The 18650-nt window shown below is 30.5% G+C and carries 16 protein-coding genes and 1 other annotated feature; of the genes, 15 read left to right on the forward strand and 1 reads right to left on the reverse strand.

Annotation, left to right across the window (positions count from 1 at the left end):
* Positions 1 to 374 precede the first annotated feature (374 nt).
* The 6 genes from QMG30_RS21050 (at position 375) to rpoZ (ending at position 6663) form a co-directional block, all read left to right on the forward strand.
* The gene (locus QMG30_RS21050) at positions 375 to 1730 is read left to right on the forward strand and encodes a citrate/2-methylcitrate synthase (protein WP_281818946.1); all 1356 of its coding nucleotides are present in this window, start codon (positions 375 to 377) and stop codon (positions 1728 to 1730) included.
* A gap of 228 nt (positions 1731 to 1958) precedes the next feature.
* Positions 1959 to 2253, forward strand: a binding site (T-box leader).
* A 105-nt stretch (positions 2254 to 2358) separates the two neighbouring features.
* Positions 2359 to 4350 carry a methionine--tRNA ligase gene (locus QMG30_RS21055; protein ID WP_281818947.1) on the forward strand — a complete coding sequence of 664 codons (1992 nt, stop codon included), beginning with the start codon at positions 2359 to 2361 and terminating at the stop codon, positions 4348 to 4350.
* A 175-nt stretch (positions 4351 to 4525) separates the two neighbouring features.
* Entirely contained in the window at positions 4526 to 5401 is an 876-nt protein-coding gene (locus QMG30_RS21060) for a YicC/YloC family endoribonuclease (RefSeq protein ID WP_281818948.1), read from the forward strand.
* Between the two features lie 25 nt (positions 5402 to 5426).
* On the forward strand, positions 5427 to 5702 hold the full coding sequence (gene remA, locus QMG30_RS21065; RefSeq protein ID WP_281818949.1) for an extracellular matrix/biofilm regulator RemA: 276 nt from the start codon (positions 5427 to 5429) through the stop codon (positions 5700 to 5702).
* A gap of 79 nt (positions 5703 to 5781) precedes the next feature.
* On the forward strand, positions 5782 to 6414 hold the full coding sequence (gmk, locus tag QMG30_RS21070; RefSeq protein WP_281818950.1) for a guanylate kinase: 633 nt from the start codon (positions 5782 to 5784) through the stop codon (positions 6412 to 6414).
* Complete coding sequence (rpoZ, locus tag QMG30_RS21075) at positions 6415 to 6663, forward strand: DNA-directed RNA polymerase subunit omega (protein WP_281818951.1); 249 nt, start codon at positions 6415 to 6417, stop codon at positions 6661 to 6663. It abuts the gene before it with no gap.
* Positions 6664 to 6691: 28 nt separating this feature from the next.
* Here rpoZ and QMG30_RS21080 read toward each other — a convergent pair whose 3' ends face one another.
* Entirely contained in the window at positions 6692 to 7951 is a 1260-nt protein-coding gene (locus QMG30_RS21080; protein WP_281818952.1) for an ATP-binding protein, read from the reverse strand.
* A 264-nt stretch (positions 7952 to 8215) separates the two neighbouring features.
* Here QMG30_RS21080 and priA point away from each other — a divergent pair, with 264 nt between their 5' ends.
* Genes priA through rsgA form a run of 9 tightly spaced genes read left to right on the forward strand, consistent with a single transcriptional unit; the run spans position 8216 to position 18649 of the window.
* On the forward strand, positions 8216 to 10447 hold the full coding sequence (priA, locus tag QMG30_RS21085) for a primosomal protein N' (protein WP_281818954.1): 2232 nt from the start codon (positions 8216 to 8218) through the stop codon (positions 10445 to 10447).
* A 59-nt stretch (positions 10448 to 10506) separates the two neighbouring features.
* Positions 10507 to 10959, forward strand: coding sequence for a peptide deformylase (def, locus tag QMG30_RS21090; protein ID WP_281818956.1), 453 nt, complete (start codon positions 10507 to 10509; stop codon positions 10957 to 10959).
* A gap of 13 nt (positions 10960 to 10972) precedes the next feature.
* The gene (fmt, locus tag QMG30_RS21095; RefSeq protein WP_281818958.1) at positions 10973 to 11908 is read left to right on the forward strand and encodes a methionyl-tRNA formyltransferase; all 936 of its coding nucleotides are present in this window, start codon (positions 10973 to 10975) and stop codon (positions 11906 to 11908) included.
* A gap of 4 nt (positions 11909 to 11912) precedes the next feature.
* Positions 11913 to 12614 (forward strand): zinc metallopeptidase, encoded by a 702-nt coding sequence (locus tag QMG30_RS21100; protein WP_281818960.1) that lies wholly within the window; start codon positions 11913 to 11915, stop codon positions 12612 to 12614.
* A gap of 23 nt (positions 12615 to 12637) precedes the next feature.
* Positions 12638 to 14005, forward strand: a complete 1368-nt coding sequence (gene rsmB / locus QMG30_RS21105) for a 16S rRNA (cytosine(967)-C(5))-methyltransferase RsmB (protein ID WP_281818961.1) — start codon at positions 12638 to 12640, stop codon at positions 14003 to 14005.
* A gap of 18 nt (positions 14006 to 14023) precedes the next feature.
* Positions 14024 to 15067: a dual-specificity RNA methyltransferase RlmN gene (gene rlmN, locus QMG30_RS21110; protein ID WP_281818962.1), complete on the forward strand. Its 1044-nt coding sequence runs from the start codon at positions 14024 to 14026 to the stop codon at positions 15065 to 15067.
* 44 nt (positions 15068 to 15111) lie between these two features.
* The gene (locus QMG30_RS21115) at positions 15112 to 15834 is read left to right on the forward strand and encodes a Stp1/IreP family PP2C-type Ser/Thr phosphatase (protein WP_281818963.1); all 723 of its coding nucleotides are present in this window, start codon (positions 15112 to 15114) and stop codon (positions 15832 to 15834) included.
* 11 nt (positions 15835 to 15845) lie between these two features.
* A complete protein-coding gene (gene pknB, locus QMG30_RS21120; RefSeq protein ID WP_281818964.1) occupies positions 15846 to 17771 on the forward strand; it encodes a Stk1 family PASTA domain-containing Ser/Thr kinase in 1926 nt (641 codons plus the stop codon).
* Complete coding sequence (gene rsgA / locus QMG30_RS21125; RefSeq protein WP_281818966.1) at positions 17771 to 18649, forward strand: ribosome small subunit-dependent GTPase A; 879 nt, start codon at positions 17771 to 17773, stop codon at positions 18647 to 18649. The genes pknB and rsgA overlap by 1 nt, the downstream gene beginning before the upstream one ends.
* Position 18650 lies beyond the last annotated feature (1 nt).

The following is an 18650-nucleotide window of genomic DNA, read 5'->3' on the forward strand; positions in this document are numbered from 1 at the left end:
TTTTATGATATCCTAAATTAGGAGTTATAATTCTTGAGTATAAATATACTTCTTAGTATTTATACATATAACAGAATATTGTGAAAAATAAATTGGGATAAATTATTTAATTCGTTTTAATGATTAGTGCTTGCAAAGTGAACACTTTTATATTAAAATAGTATACAAGTATAAATTATTTGGAAATTGTATTTTACTGGCTTTACAGAATATATAATATTTTGTATGATTGTATACAATCCGTCTGTGCATAAAATAAACAAAATATATTTGGTTAAATTATCAGTACTACAACCATTTATATGGATAAAAACAAAATACATTTACTAATATTTATAAATACGGAATTATAATAATACAAAGGGGATGATATATTGAGCGATAAAGAAATATATAGAAGAATACTGAAATTTACCAATTTAGCTGAAACCAATAATAAAATCGATTTAGAGTTATATGATAAATATGGTGTTAAGCGAGGATTGAGAAATAAAAACGGAACTGGTGTTCTTGCAGGATTAACTGAAATTGGTGATGTAATAGGTTATAATCTGAAAGACGGAGATAAAATACCAGCAGAAGGTCGATTGCTATATAGAGGTATTGATGTTAAAGATATAGTTGATGGATTTCAAGTTGAAAATAGATACGGCTTTGAAGAAGTATGCTATTTGTTACTTTTTGGTTCATTACCTACAAGAAATGAATTAAAAGAATTTAATGAGATATTAGGAGAAAGCAGAGAGATACCTGATGGATTTACTGAAGATATGATTTTAAAGGCACCAAGTCCTAATATAATGAACAAATTAGCTAGAAGTGTTCTGGCAACCTATTCATATGATGATAATCCAGATGATACGAGTATAGAAAATATGCTTAGACAATGTATAGAATTGATAGCTAGATTTCCAATCTTAGTTGCCTATGCTTTCCAAGCGAAATCTCATTATTATGATAACAAGAGTCTTTATATACACAATACTACAAGAAATCTTAGTACAGCAGAGAACTTTTTGCATATGTTACGTGTAGACAATAAATTCACTAAATCAGAAGCTGAGTTACTGGATCTATGTCTAGTATTACATGCTGAGCATGGAGGAGGTAATAACTCTGCATTTACAGCAAGAGTTGTATCATCTTCAGGAACAGATACTTATTCTGCCATTGCAGCAGCAATAGGATCATTAAAAGGTCCAAAACATGGTGGAGCTAATAATAAAGTTAGACAAATGATGGATGATATAAAATCTCATATCAATAATTGGGACGATAAGAAAGAAATAGCTGACTACTTGACTAAAATATTGAAAAAACAAGCTAATGATGGTTCAGGACTTATTTATGGTATGGGTCATGCAATATATACATTATCTGATCCAAGAGCTGTTATGCTTAAGAAAAAAGCTTATCAATTGGCAATTGAAAAAGATATGATGAAAGAATTTAATTTGTATGAATCTATAGAAAATCTGGCACCAGAAGTATTTGCAAAAGTAAAAGGTTCTTCCAAAGATATATGTGCTAATGTGGATTTCTATTCAGGATTTGTATACAGTATGTTACAGATACCACCTGAATTATATACGCCAATATTTGCTATAGCAAGAATTGGTGGATGGTGTGCTCATAGAATTGAAGAATTCTACGGAGCAAACAGGATAATAAGACCTGCATATAAGAACATAACAGAGCCTAGTGAATATAAAGAATTAGGCAAAAGATAATTTATAAAAGCTGTTTATAATACATTTTTTAAAAAAATCTCTTTACGATAATGATTGTAATAGAAGTTTATATCCATGAAAATGTATTATAATACAGCTTTATTATTTTTTAAATAGATAGTCCTACTTTCTATTTCTCATAGAAATTCTTTATGGGGCATAATTTTTTAGTTATAATACGTAAATACCCCTTGACAAAACATACATCTTTTAATATACTTTTAGAAAATAAAAGCAATGAAGAGAAGAGTAGTTGAATTAGAAACTTACAGAGAGTTCCAGAAGGTGAAAAGGAATAGTGGATATTTGATGAAACAAGCCTCTAAGCTGCATACGGATCTTATTATCATGATAAAAATAGGTGTGTTCGGATTAGAATACATAATTGAGTAAATACGATAATAGGTGATGCTATGACGTTTGTTCACGTTACAGAACTAAAGTATTATTAGTACTTGATGAGATTAGTATGGTGACATATTAATAAAAATAGGGTGGTACCGCGATATAAATCGCCCCTACAAATACTTGTAGGAGGTGTTTTTTTATGAGCTTTTTTCCATGAATCCTATCTGGAAATAATCCTAGATAATAAGTACAATAAAAATTTATTAAAAGGAGTTTGCTTATGAAAGACAATAGAAGAAGAAGACCAGAGTTTCCTAAAAAAGCTGTTATAACAGCAGGGATGCCTTATGGTAATAAAGAATTACATTTCGGTCATGTTGGCGGAGTATTTGTTCATGCTGATACTTATGCTAGATTTTTAAGAGATAGGATTGGTAAAGAAAATGTTATATTCGTATCTGGAACAGACTGTTATGGTTCACCTATATTAGCTAATTATAAAAAACTTGTTGATGAAAATAAATTTGATGGCTCTCTAGAAGACTATGTTAGGTCAAATCATGATAAGCAGAAAGAAGTATTAGAAAAATATGAGATGAGTCTCAATTTGTATGCAGCTTCTGGACTTGACAGAGCATCAGAGATTCATGAAGAAGTTTCAATTGATATATTTAATAAATTATATGAAAATGGATATCTTACCCAATTATCTTCACCACAATTCTATGACCCAGAAAAAAAAGTATTACTTAATGGTAGACAAGTAATAGGTAAGTGCCCAATCGAAGGATGTAATTCAGATAAAGCATATGCGGATGAATGTTCTATGGGACATATGTATATGCCTAACGAATTAATAGACCCCAAAAGCACATTATCAGGAAAGACACCGGAACTTAGGGATGTTAAGAATTGGTATTTTAAATTAGAAGAATATAATGATATTTTAAAAGATAGAAATAAATATCTAAAGGAAAAATCTAATTCCAGAAAGTTTTTATTAAACACAATAGAAGAATTCTTGAAACCACCTATTATATATGTGAAGAGAAAGCAATTGGAGGATAATCTATCCGATGTACAAGAGAAACTTCCTAAGCATTCCATAATAGATGAGCCGAAAAAACCTTCTATAACTTTCGTATTTGATAATTTAGATGACAGAGATGAAGCAAGAAAAGTATTTGATAAATTAGGTATAAGATTTAGGACAGGAAAGACATTAGTGCCATTTAGATTATCAGGCAATGTTGAATGGGGGATTGATGTTCCAGATAAGGAAGAATTAGAAGATCTCACATTTTGGGTATGGCCAGAATCTCTATGGGCACCTATCTCGTTTACTAAAGCTTATTTAGAATCGATCGGTAAGGATAAAGATGAGTGGAAAGATTGGTGGCAATCAAAAGATTCCAAGGTATACCAGTTCATTGGAGAAGATAATATATACTTCTATGGTATAGCGGAAATGGGTATGTTCTTAGCATTACGTAATATCAATGATGAAGAATCACTTGATTGGGAAAATATCAATCTTCCTCATTTAATACCTAATAACCATGTTTTATTTATGGACAAAAAAGCAAGTAGCAGCAGTGATATCAAACCTCCTATGGCAGAAGAATTATTGAGCCATTATACTGCAGAACAATTGAGAATGCATTTTCTAAGTCTTGGACTAGCGAAGAAAAGTGTAAGCTTCACACCTCAAGTGTTTATGAAAGAAGAAGATAGACAAGGTCCAGATACTGTTTTGAAAGATGGTAACTTGCTTACTAACGTATTCAACAGGCTGATAAGATCTTGTTTCTATACATCACAAAAATATTTTGACTCAAAGATACCTGAAGGTGATATCGACGAAAAAATATTGGAAGATGCTAAGCAAGCAGTATTGAATTACGAAAAACATATGTACAATCATGATTTCCATAGAATCATATATGTATTGGATGATTATATTAGAAAATTAAATAAATATTGGGTCAACAATATGAAAAAAGCTGAAGCAAACGAAGATGATGAACTAAGGAAACAAGTATTGGTCAATGCTTTTCATGGTGTTCGTACTGCTATAACATTAATCCATCCGATAGCCCCAGATAGCTGTAAGATGGTTAGAGAATATCTTAATCTAGATGAAAAAATCTGGAACTGGGATTATATTTTTGAGACAATATATTCTCTAATTGACGATTATGTCAATCATAAAATCAAGTTTTTGGAACCTCGTATAGATTTCTTTGAAAAACATGAAAGCCAATACAAGTAAAAATATATAATAAAACATATTGCCACCTAGTTGTTTTTTCGATTAGAGTGGTAATGTTTTTTTATTACTTTTGTTGACTAGACATTTATAGTAAGGTATAATACCATAAGGATAATACCAATAAATATGGAATATTTTTATTAATATATTCATATTTGAGAAATGAGTGATTATAGTGGTAAAAAGCATGACAGGCTTTGGTAGGGGTGAAAACGTATCTAATGATAGAAAAATGACAGTTGAGATAAAATCTGTTAATCATAGATATTGTGATATTAACATCAGGATGCCAAAAAAAATTAGTTTTTTAGAAAATGATATCAGAAATTTCGTTAAGAAAAAAATATCTAGAGGTAAAGTCGATATCTTTGTTTCATATGAAGACAATTCTGAAGGAAACGAATGTATTAAGATCAATGAAGACCTGATTGAACAATATCTTAAATATTTTGATGTAATCAGTAAAAAATTCCAATTGGAAAATGACATAAAAGTTTCTAATATTACCAGATACCCAGAAGTTATTACAATCGAAGAACAAGAGATCAATGAAGAATTATTATGGGATATACTAGAGAATGCATTGAATACAGCTATAGAAAAACTTATATCCACTAGAATAACTGAGGGTGAATTATTGAAGAGTGATATTATCAAGAAACTGGATAATATAAATAAGTTAGTTAAAAACATTAAAACTAGAGCTCCTTATGTTATAGAAGAGTATAAAGAAAAATTAGAAAATAGAATAAATGATTTACTGAACAGTACTATTGATGAAGCTAGATTAGCTGTAGAAGTAGCCATATATGCAGATAAATGCTGTGTAGATGAAGAAATTGTAAGGTTAGAAAGTCATGTTGAACACATGAGAAGGACTTTGAATAAAGAAATACCTATAGGCAGAAAATTAGATTTCCTTTTACAAGAAATGAATAGAGAATCTAATACCATATTATCAAAATCCAGTGATATTGAAATTTCTACCAATGGATTAGAGCTTAAAACTGAGATAGAAAAAATTCGTGAACAAATACAAAATATTGAATAAATATAGTAATAAGGGAGATTAGCATATGATTCAAATGGTTAATATTGGTTTCGGAAATATTATATCTGCAAATAGAATAATTGCTATCATAAGCCCTGAATCAGCACCGATAAAAAGAGTTATACAAAATGGAAGAGATGACAAAAAACTGATTGATGCAACATATGGTCGAAAAACAAGAGCAGTGATTATAATGGATAGTGGGCATGTTATTCTATCAGCGATTTTGCCCGAAACAGTAGGACAAAGATTATCTAAAGATATTCAAGACATAACAGAAGAGAATATTTCTATTAATTGAAGAATTTCTGTTATACTAGAGGATATTATTTTTAGCAATAGATAATGAACTTAAAAAAACATAAATTAAAGGTGATTAGATGAATAAAAAGGGCATACTCATAATTATATCAGGTTTTTCTGGTGCTGGTAAAGGTTCTGTAGTCAAAGAACTTCTCACCAAAGGTGATTATATTCTTTCTATATCTTCAACAACCAGATCTCCTAGAGAGTATGAAGAGCATGGAAGAGAATATTTCTTTGATAGTAAAAAAGAATTTGAGAGAATGATTGAGAATAATGAATTAATCGAATGGGCATCATATTGTGATAACTATTATGGTACTCCTAGAAAATTTGTAGAACACAGCCTTGAACAAGGCAAAAATGTAATATTAGAAATTGAGATGCAAGGAGCACTTGATGTCAAACAGCAATATGAAGATGCAGTGTTGATTTTTATTACTGCACCTACTGTAAAGGAATTAAAAGCAAGGTTACAAAATAGAGGTACAGAAAGTATAGAAGTTATTGATAAAAGGCTTAAAAGAGCTTATGAAGAAGCTGAAGTCATGAATAAATATGACTATATTGTCATTAACGATGATTTACAAACATGTGCAGAAGACATTAATTCAATAATTAATGCTGAACATAAAAATGCTAAGAGAAATAATGAATTAAGAGAACGATTAAAAGGCGAATTTAAAGAGTATTTGAAAGGAGAGATTTAGATGTTACATCCATCTTATACAGATTTAATGACAACAATAAATGATAGAATGGGCAGTGACGAAGAGAAGCTAAAGAGCAGATATTCAATTGTTATTGCTTCAGCAAAAAGAGCTAGAGAAATTATTGGGGGAGATGAAATACTTTCCAGCAAGAATTTTACTAAACCACTATCAAATGCAGTAAATGAATTATATGAAGGTAAAATCGATATAGTTTCACATGATATTGATGAAGATATTGAAGATTAGAAAAAGGGGGATACCCCTTTTTTTGTTTTCAAATTTCACCTAGCAGTGATGTTATAAATTGCTGAGCCGATCTTCCAGAACGTCCATTATGCCATAATTCCCACTTTATTGCTTTTTGCCTTAATTCTTCCCAAGGAATATCAATATTATGTTTTGAAGCCATTCCTTTAACTATTTCAAGATATTTATCTTGATTTGGAGCATTATAAGTAATGGTAATTCCAAATCTGTCTGATAGAGATAACTTTTCTTCAATGGAGTCCATAGCATGAACGTCTCCACCTTCACGATCTTTCCATGTTTCTTTTATTAGGTGTCTTCTGTTGGAAGTTGCATATATTAGAACATTATCAGGTCTAACTTCAACTCCGCCTTCAATGATTGCTTTCATATTCTTATACTCGACTTCAAAATCTTCAAAAGAAAGATCATCCATAAATATGATAAATTTATGTTTCCTGTTTTTTAGTGCTTTTATGATTAAATGATAATCAGATAATTGGTGTTTATTGATTTCTACTATCCGTAGCCCTTCGCTATGATATTCATTAACTAAAGCTTTTACGGATGAGGATTTTCCTGTTCCTCTATGACCAACTAAAAGAATATTGTTGGCTTTTTTACCTTGTAAGAATGCTTTTGTATTTTTGATAAGTGTTTTTCTCTGAAGTTCAAATCCATATAAATCACTAAAGCTGATAGGGTCAGGATTCAAGATAGGAAGTATTCTATTATCCCATCTGAATGAATTATGGGTAATGAAGATTCCACAGCCATTATTATAATGAAAATCCGATATATTTTTTGTCACATGGTCAATATCCATATTGTCAAGAAATATGATTATACTAGTAGAATCAAGAAAATTAGAATTAATTGTAGGTTGATAATCTTTTATACTATTCAAGTAATCAATATCAAGTTTAGTTGCTAATTCAGCCCAATCAATGTTGTAGATGTTCTTTAGGATTTTCAAATCATGAGTTGCAATTTCATATATGCTTTTTCCTATGGAATTTCCATATAGTTCGCTAGATAAAGTAAATGGGTTTTCATCTAGAAGAATGATCTTTGATAGATGATGCTTCCATAAATTGCCGGTAAGTCCTTCATTTTCAGCTTTTACAATTAACAATCTATGTATTTCTATAAATAATTTCTTGGAGATATCATTACTTTCTTGTTTAGTTATTGAATCTAGTAGATTGTAAACAACTTCAACAATAGGATCATCTAATATTTTATTATATATTATTAACTGGTCAAGTTGTTTTGATAATAGTTCCATTTATGCCACCTCTTGTATTATATTAAGTAATATTCATTGCCTTTTGCTTCGGTGTTATTTTTATAATTTTACATTGATTATACACGAGTACATTTTCTTTAACAATACCGGATTGAAAATTATTTCATATTTATTTATGGCTAAGCATTTGATATAATGTATCAGTCTATTACATTGTGATATGGCTTTTCATGTGTTATAATAAGAAAATAATGGTATGTAGAGTGTTGAGTTTATACGAGTTTTACATAAAAGGAAGATTATATGAAAAATTATGCAGATATTATTGTTGATATATCTCATTCGAAGTTGGATAAAGTATTTCAGTATCGTGTACCTGATGAATTAACTAATGAAATAACAGTTGGGACAGTTGTCAATATACCTTTTGGAAAAGGAAATAAAAACATAAATGGATATGTTGTAGGGTTTACTGATAAACCCAATTTTGATATAGATAAAATTAAAGATATAATCAGTATAGATGCAATTAATGTGTCTATAGAAGCTCATTTGATTAAATTAGCTGTATGGATGAAAGAAAGATATGCTTGCACAATAATATCAGCTCTTAGAACATTAATTCCCATTAGTAAAAAAGTAAACGACAAGACCCAAAAAGAAATTGTTAGAAATGTAAACGTAAGAGAATTGGAATCATATATTAAGATATGGGATGACAAGAATTTTAAAGCGTTATCAAGAGCTGGAAAATATCTGATTAATAATGAGAGGTGTAGACAAAATACTATAATTAGAAAAGCTAATATAACTACATCTGTTCTGACTAATCTGGAGAAAAAAGGAATTATAACTGTAAATTTAGAACATATATATAGGGAACCTTATAAAGTTGATGAGTTTAAAAGAACTATAAATAAAATGCCTAATGAAGAACAGCAAAAGGCAATAGATGTAATATCAGATAATCTTGATAATGATAGTCATGTTTTTTTGGTTCATGGAATCACTGGTAGTGGGAAAACAGAAGTATATATGCAGATAATCAAAAAAGTGATAGAGAAAGGTCAGCAAGCTATAGTTTTAATACCTGAGATTGCTTTGACGCCTCAAACAGTAAGAAATTTTATATCCAGATTTGGAAATAAAGTTGGTGTGATGCATAGTAAATTATCTACTGGTGAAAAATATGATGGATGGAGAAGGGCAAGAGATGGAGACATATCTATTATGATAGGACCGAGATCAGCAGTTTTCACTCCATTTAGAAACTTAGGAATCATAATCATTGATGAAGAACATGAAATGAGTTATAAATCTGAAATTTCACCTAAATATCATGCTAGAGAAGTAGCGATAAAAAGAGGAGAAATGACTGGAGCAACTGTGGTACTAGGTTCAGCGACACCTTCTTTAGAGACATACTATTTAGCTAGGAAAGGTAAATATACATTACTAGAATTAAAACATAAAGCTGCTGCGACCAAGAAATTAAATGTTGAAATCGTAGATATGAGAGAAGAACTGTCTAATGGTAATAAATCAATATTTAGTGACACATTAAGAAACGAGATACAAAATAAGCTTTTCAAGAAAGAACAAATAATTCTGTTTCTTAATAGACGAGGTTATTCAAGATTTGTATCATGCAGACAATGTGGATATGTAGTAAAATGTAAAAATTGTGATATACCCTATACATACCATGCATATGATGATAAACTTATATGTCATTATTGTGGTAGTGCGATAAATATGGTGGATAAATGCCCTTCATGTAATTCCAAGTATATCAAGCAATTCGGAATAGGTACTGAAAAAGTGGAGACATATGTGAAAAAAGAGTTTCCCTGTTCAAGAGTACTTAGAATGGATTTGGATACAACTTCTAAAAAGAACAGTTACGATTCCATATTAGGAAAATTTCGAAACGGTGATGCAGACATACTAATAGGTACTCAAATGGTTGCTAAGGGACATGATTTTCCTAATGTAACACTAGTTGGAGTATTAGCAGCTGATTTATCCCTCTATATGAGTGATTTCAGAGCTTCTGAAAGGACATTCCAATTATTGACTCAAGTGACTGGGAGAGCAGGAAGAAGCATTCTGGAAGGGACAGCTATAATACAGTCCTATACACCGGACCATTATAGTATAACTACTTCAAAAGACCAGGATTATAAAAGTTTCTATGAAGCTGAAATCAAATATAGACAAGTGATGAATTATCCACCTTTTTCCAATTTGCTTGTGCTGTTGATTCAATCTACAAATGAAAAGGAATTGATAAAAAGGTCATTTGAACTGAAAAATGACATATGTTTAGTTTCTCCAAGGCTTGGGCTAGAAGTTATTGGTCCTTCACCGGCTAATATATCTAAGATAAAAAACAATTATAGAAGAGTTATTTTGTTACGAGGCAACAAATATGAGGAGTTGATGCAATTCATAAACAGATATATGATAAGATTGAGCAATAAATACAATGATATATCAATACATATTGATATTAACCCATTAATGTCATATTAATATAATTTACGCCATTTCATAAAAGTATAAATATAAATCGAAAAAAGGAGTGTTTTTTAATGGCTTTAAGACAAATAAGAACTGTAGGCGACGATATTTTAAGAAAGAAAGCTAGAGAAGTGAAAGAGATCACTAAAAATATAAAAGTCTTGACAGAAGATATGATAGAAACTATGAAAAGTGCTAATGGATGTGGCCTAGCTGCACCTCAAGTAGGTATGTTGAAAAGGATTGTAGTGATTGATGTGGGTGATGGTCCACTTGTACTCATTAACCCTAAGATTGTTGAAACCAAAGGGGAACAAATCAATCCAGAAGCATGTTTGAGTGTACCAGGAAAATCAGGCATAGTCAAAAGACCTGAATATGTTAAAGCAGAAGCTACCAATTTAGATGGAGAGAGATATACTATTGAAGGTACAGAACTACTGGCTATAGCTTTGTGTCATGAAACTGACCATCTAGACGGACAATTATTTATTGATATAGCTGAAAAAATAGTGGAAGATTAAAGAGGGTGAGAATGTGAAAGTAGTATTTATGGGAACTCCTGATTTTTCAGTACCAACTTTACAGGAGTTGATTGATTCTGAACATGAAGTAGTAGCAGTCGTAACCAAGCCTGACAAACCAAAAGGTAGAGGCAATAAAGTTTTATTTACACCTGTTAAAGAAGTAGCCATCAGTAATGATATACAAGTATTTCAACCTCAAAAATTAAGCGAAGAGGATTTTGTTGAGGCTATGGAGAACATTAAACCAGATGTTATAGTTGTTATAGCTTTCGGTAAGATATTGAATAAACGTATACTTAATTTACCTAAATACGGATGTATTAATGTTCATGCCTCCTTATTACCAAAATATAGAGGAGCAGGACCAATTCAATGGTCACTGATTAATGGAGAAACCGAGACTGGTATCACCACTATGTATATGGCAAGTGGAATTGATACAGGAGATATGTTGTTGAAAGAAGCCGTTAAGATAGAAGACGATGATACTGGTGGTTCCTTACATGATAAATTATCTCAAGTTGGAGCAAAATTATTGATTAAAACACTAAAAGAAGTGCAAAATAATACTATCACCAGGGAAAAACAAGATTCAGAAGAATCAACATACGCTCCTATGCTTGAAAAAAGTATGGGTAACATCAATTGGGAATATGATGCTAAGAAAATTGAGTTATTGATAAGAGGTCTTAATCCATGGCCAAGTGCTTATACTTATCTAGGTAATAAAATACTTAAAATCTGGAAAGCTACAGTTATAGAAGATAATTATAAGGGAAAATCTGGAGAGATAGTGGATATATCAAAAAGTGGATTTGTTGTTAAATGTAAAGACAGCAGTCTATTGATTAATGAAGTTCAATTACAAGGCAAGAAAAGAATGACAGCAGATGCATTCTTAAGAGGTTATAAACTAGAATGTGGTGAACTTCTCGGAAGGAGATGACAACATGAGGGGAATCGGAGCATATGGTCTTTTTTATGACCCAACTTTCATAATATTAATACCTGCTATGTTATTATCGCTGTATGCTCAATCAAAAGTATCTTCAACATTCAAGAAGTATTCAGGATATAGAAATAGCAGAGGTTATACAGGTAAAGATATTGCAGAGATGATTTTAAGAAGATCGGGCATCTATGATGTTAGGGTAGAACATGTTAGAGGTAATTTAACAGATCATTATGACCCTAGGAAAAAAGTTCTGAAATTATCTGATTCAGTTTATAATAGTCAATCAATAGCAGCAGTTGGAGTTGCAGCACATGAATGTGGTCATGCAATTCAACATAATACGGGATATACGTTTTTAAAAGTAAGACATGCAATATATCCTATTGTAAATATATCCTCTAAACTTGCTATGCCTATTATTATACTTGGGTTGATTGCAAGTGCGTTTTTCCTTAAATTAGGGATTATATTATTTTCTGCTGTAGTACTATTTCAATTGGTAACTCTACCAGTTGAATTTAATGCTTCTAGTAGGGCAATAGGGATTCTAGAATCCAATGCGTATCTTTCTTATGAAGAGATTGTTCCTGCAAAAAAAGTTTTATCTGCCGCTGCACTTACTTATGTGGCAGCCGCTGCAGCATCCATATCTAGTTTACTTAGATTACTATTGATAGCTGGCAGAAGAAACGACTAATCAATTAGTTACCGGGGGTAGAAATGACAAAGGTTAATAATACAACAAATAAAATTAACGCTAGAAATGTTTCATTAAACATTTTAACTGATATATTTAACGATAAAGCTTATACCAATATAGCTATAGATAGATGTTTCAGCCATAATGAAATGAATAAACAAGATAGAGCTTTCATTACAAGAATAGTGGAAGGTACAGTTGAACACGTTATCACTATTGATTATATCATCAATAAATTTTCCAAAACCAAAACTAGGAAGATGAAGAAAATCATTCTTTATATTCTTAGGCTATCTGTCTATCAGATAAAATATATGGATAAAGTTCCAGTATCTGCTGTTTGTAATGAAGCTGTAAAATTAACTAAAAAAAGAAAGTTCAATAATCTATCTGGATTCGTAAATGGAATTTTAAGAAATATTTCAAGGAACTTGAATGATATTCAGTACCCCAATGAAATTGATGAACCAGTTAAATATTTATCTGTAGTTTATTCTTTTCCAGAGTATATTATAGATTTATGGTTAGAATATTACGATTATGATACGGTAAAAGAAATGTGTATCAATAGTAATAAAACTGTTAAAACCAGTATACGCTGTAATCTCACAAAAGTTAGTAATACTGATTTACAGAATCAATTGATAGACGAAAATGTACATGTTGAAGAAGGAAAATTACTTGAGTATGCTATGAAGATAGATAATTATAATAATATTAGAAGTCTACAGCCATTCATAGAAGGTAAATTCTCTGTACAAGATGAAAGTTCTATGTTAGTAGCGCATTTAGCACAGCCTGAAGGAAACAGTCTCGTTGTTGATGTATGTGCTGCACCAGGTGGAAAGACTACCCATTTCGCAGAGCTAATGAAAAATACAGGATGTGTTGATTCAAGAGATATATATCCTAAGAAATTACATCTTATAGATGAAAATGTAAAAAGATTACAGTTGAATAATGTTACAATAAGAGAGTATAATGCATTAGAGACTGATAAATCACTAATAGAAAAAGCTGACATAGTGGTAGCAGATGTTCCTTGTTCAGGACTTGGAATCATAAGTAAAAAACCAGATATTAAATATAACATTGAAAAAAAAGATATTGAACAATTGATTGAAATACAAAGAAATATATTGAAAGTGGTATACAAATATGTAAAAATAGGTGGTATACTAATGTTCAGTACATGTACAGTTAATCCAGAAGAAAATATACAAAATGTTAGATGGTTCATTGATAATTTCCCTTTTGAATTGGTTGATTTTAATGATATTCTACCAGATAGAATCGGTAGTGATACAAAAGGGTATATTCAATTATTGCCAGGGCAATATGATACAGATGGATTCTTTATTGCTAAACTTAGAAGAATAGCTAAATAGATTATGGAAGGAATAGTAATGAACAACAAAATTGATATATTATCTATGAATATAGATGAGTTGATTAAATATTTAGAGAGTATTGGCGAAAAGAAATTTAGAGCCAAACAGATATATAAATGGTTACATGAAAAGAGAGTTGTATCTTTTGTTGATATGACTAATATATCTAAGGCTTTACAAGATAGATTAGCAAAAGACTGTGACATAATAAGGTTAAATGAAGTTAGACGATTAGAATCACAAGACGGAACTATTAAGTTTTTGTTTGAATTATACGATCATCAAGTTGTTGAAAGTGTATTAATGTCTTATAAGCATGGAAACTCCATATGTATATCCTCACAAGTAGGATGTAGAATGGGATGTAAGTTTTGTGCATCGACAATTGGTGGATTAAAAAGGCATCTTGCAGCATCGGAAATGTTAGGTCAGATATATGAAATAAACAGAATAACTGGTAAAAGGATTTCTAACATTGTTATTATGGGTACAGGTGAACCATTAGATAATTATGATAATCTAATTAAGTTTATTAGGATTATTAATTCAGAAGACGGTATGAATATAAGTGCAAGAAATATAACAGTGTCTACTTGTGGTATAATAGAAAAAATAAATGAGCTAGCAGAAGAAAAAATACCAATAACTTTAGCTATATCATTACATGCACCTAATAATAAAATAAGGAAAACAATGATGCCTGTTGCCAATATTTATGGTTATGAGCTTTTAATAGAAACATGCAAGAATTATGTGGATGAAACTAAGAGAAGAATTACATTCGAGTATAGTTTGGTTAAAGGGGTAAATGATTCAAAAGAATGTGCACAAGAGTTATCTAAAGTATTAAAAGGTATTCTTTGTCATGTTAATCTTATACCTGTCAATCAAGTAGAAGAAAGTGGCTATAAACATAGTGACAGAGAAACGATAAATACATTTAAAAGTATATTAGAAAAGCATAGAATACCTACTACCGTTAGACGGGAATTAGGTAGTGATATAGATGCGGCATGCGGGCAACTTAGAAGAAGTTATACAAAAGAAAATAGTAATTAAATATAAATAAAATAAGGGATAATGGTAATACTATAGGAGGTTATATGAAAGCTATAGGAAAAACCCATAAAGGGAAAATAAGAAATATAAATCAAGATAGTTTTTTTATTTCTAATGATAATATTGGAAAATTACCTAACTTGTATATTATTGCAGATGGTATGGGAGGACATAAAGCAGGAGAATATGCGTCAATGTGTGCTGTTGAACAATTTGTGAATTATGTTAAGACTCATAGTGAAACACATATATCTGATACTTTTATAGAAGGCATAAATTACATAAATGAATTAATTTATAATAAATCATTAGCTGATGAAAATTATTTCGGTATGGGAACAACATTTATTGTATGTTCTATTGAAAATAATATATTATATGTTGCTAATGTAGGTGATAGTAGATTATATCTCATTAATGATACTATTAAACAAATAACAGAAGACCATTCTTTAGTAGAAGAATTAATAAAATGTGGCAAGCTTACAAGATGTCAAGGTAGAAACCATCCAAATAAAAATATAATTACTAGAGCAGTTGGTGTTGATAAGACTGTCAAATGTGATATATTTACTTTGAATATTACCAGTGAAGAATTTATTTTGATGTGTTCAGATGGTTTAACTAATATGTTAGAAGATGATAAAATCCTTAATGTAGTAGGTTCCAATAGAAAACTAGATGAAAAGCTAGATGAATTGATTAAGCTAGCACTGAATAACGGAGGAACTGATAATATTGCAGCTGTTTTAATAAAAGGGGAATGAGGTGATGTTTAATGTTGCAGCCAGGAGTAGTTTTAAGTGGTAGATATGAAATAATTGAGAAAATTGGTTCAGGCGGTATGTCTATTGTCTATAAAGCAAAATGTAATAAATTAGAGAGATTTGTGGCCATAAAAGTTCTAAGAGATGAATTTTGTTCTGATGAAGAGTTTGTTAGACGATTCAAAGTTGAGGCTCAATCTGCTGCTAGTTTATCACATCACAATATTGTAAATATATATGATGTAGGAAATGACAAAAATATATATTATATTGTCATGGAATTATTAGAAGGTATTACCTTAAAAGAATACATTAAGAGTAATGCGCCTTTATCAGATGCTGAGACAATTAAGATTTCTGCGTCTATTGCTTCAGCATTAGAACATGCACATGAAAATCATATTATACATAGGGATATTAAGCCACAGAATATCATCTTAACTAAAGATGGTATAGCAAAAGTAGCTGATTTTGGTATTGCTAGAGTTACGACCGATAAAACTATCGTAGCACCTACTAATGCTAGTGGTTCGGTACATTACATTTCTCCAGAACAAGCCAGAGGAGGATTTTGTGATGAAAAAAGTGATCTATACTCTCTAGGTATTACTATGTATGAAATGGCTACAGGAACATTACCTTATCAAGCTGAAAGTCCAGTTTCAGTAGCACTACTTCATATAAATGAAGATCTACCAAGTCCAAGAGAAAAAAACCCCGATATTTCTAAATGCTTAGAGTCTATAATTATAAAAGCAACATTAAAGAAAATGGAATTTAGATATTCCAGTGCTAATGAATTGATGGATGATTTGAAAAAAGCCAATATATCACCAGATGAAGATTTTGTTGATATTAAAATAGTGGATGATTCACCTACCCTTTTCATGTCTGATAATGATATGAAGAAAATATGGGACGATAAAGATATCAAGAAAAAGAATAATCCTAGTAAGAAAACACCAAAAATAGAAAAAATTGTAGTGTTCATGGGAGTAGTATCCGCTATTATTTTAGTATCAATAATATCATTTTTTGCTATTAATGGAATAAAAAACAAATTGAAACCAAAAGAAGTATTAATACCAAAGGTAGAGGGAAAAACTGTGGAAGAGGCAAAAGAGATTTTGGAACCTGATGGTATAGATGTTAACATTATAGAAACAGCTTATAATGATACTTATGAGGTGGATGAGATAATAAAACAAGAGCCAGAAGAAAATACCTTATTGCAAGAAGGCGAAGTCGTTGAGGTAACCGTTAGTAAGGGCGTACAAACCTTTAAAGTACCGGAAGTACTTAATATTGACTTTACAACTGCACAGAGTAGGATAATATCAAATAATTTAACTCCAAAGATGGAGAAGCAATATCATGATTCTATACCTTTAGGAGTTGTCATTAGTCAATATCCTGTAGCTGATACAGATCTACCAAAGGGTGGTATAGTTACTATTGTTGTAAGTGAAGGGAAGAAAGAGAAAAAAACGATTGTACCTAATTTAAGGAAAGATACTGAACAAGAAGCTAGAAATAAATTGACAAATAGTAATTTGAAGATTGGAAGTGTCTCACGTATAAATCATGATACAATACCAGAAGGCCAAGTAATCAATCAAAATGTTGAACCTGGTGAAGAAGTTGCAGAAAATTATATTGTAGATTTTGTTGTTAGTTTGGGAAAAAAGATTAGCTTTAGCCAACATACAGAAATTATCAACGATATGCTTGATGTGAATCAAACTGAAGGGCAAGTTAAAGTTGTTCTGGTTAATCAAGAAAAAGAGAATGTGGTATTTAATAAAACAGTAAAAAGTGAGGAGTTTCCTATGTCAATAATCGTTTCAGGTGAAGGAGAAGCATCTATTAAAGTTTATTTGAATGATGTTTTTCAATATGAAAGTCCCTTTGTTTTTAAAAAAGAGGGGGCTAATTAATGATAGGTAAAATCATCAAGGGTATTGCTGGATTTTACTATATACATGTACCGGAAAAAGGTATATTTGAATGTAAAGCAAGAGGTGTCTTTAGAAATAAAAAGATTAAGCCGCTCATTGGAGATAATGTAGAGATAGACGTATTTGAAAATGAGATTATGAAAGGTAATATATTGGAGATTCTACCAAGGAAGAATAGCTTGGTAAGGCCAACAGTTGCGAATATAGACCAAGTTGTAATAGTTTTTGCAGTAGAAAATCCTAAGCCGAACTTTAATTTATTGGATAAATTTTTAATAATGGCTGAAAAAGAGAGTATTGATGTAGTTATATGTTTTAATAAAGTAGATACGATAAAAGATGAAGAATTAGAAGATATAAAACAAATATATAAAGATACAGGATATAATGTGCTTCTAACAAGTGCAGTAAAAGATATAGGCATATCGCCTCTAAGAGATATATTATATGATAAAACAACTGTGTTTGCAGGACCTTCAGGTGTAGGAAAATCTTCTATACTTAACCTGATTCAATCTGTTGAAGAGCTTGAAACTGGAGAAGTCAGTGAAAAGATAAAAAGAGGTAAACATACCACAAGACATGCAACACTATTAGCTTTTGACAAGGACAGTTATGTTGTTGATACACCTGGTTTTAGCTCATTATATATTAATGAAATTGAAAAAGATGACCTTAAAAACTATTTTATAGAATTTAAAAGATATGAAGATAAATGTAAATTTTATGGTTGTAATCATATAAGTGAACCTAATTGCGCAGTAAAGGATGCAATAGAAAATGGTGAAATAAGCAAATCAAGATATGAAAGTTACAAATTACTATACAATGAATTAAAAGATATTAGGAGATGGTAAA

Source organism: Vallitalea longa (assembly GCF_027923465.1).
Lineage (GTDB): Bacteria > Bacillota > Clostridia > Lachnospirales > Vallitaleaceae > Vallitalea > Vallitalea longa.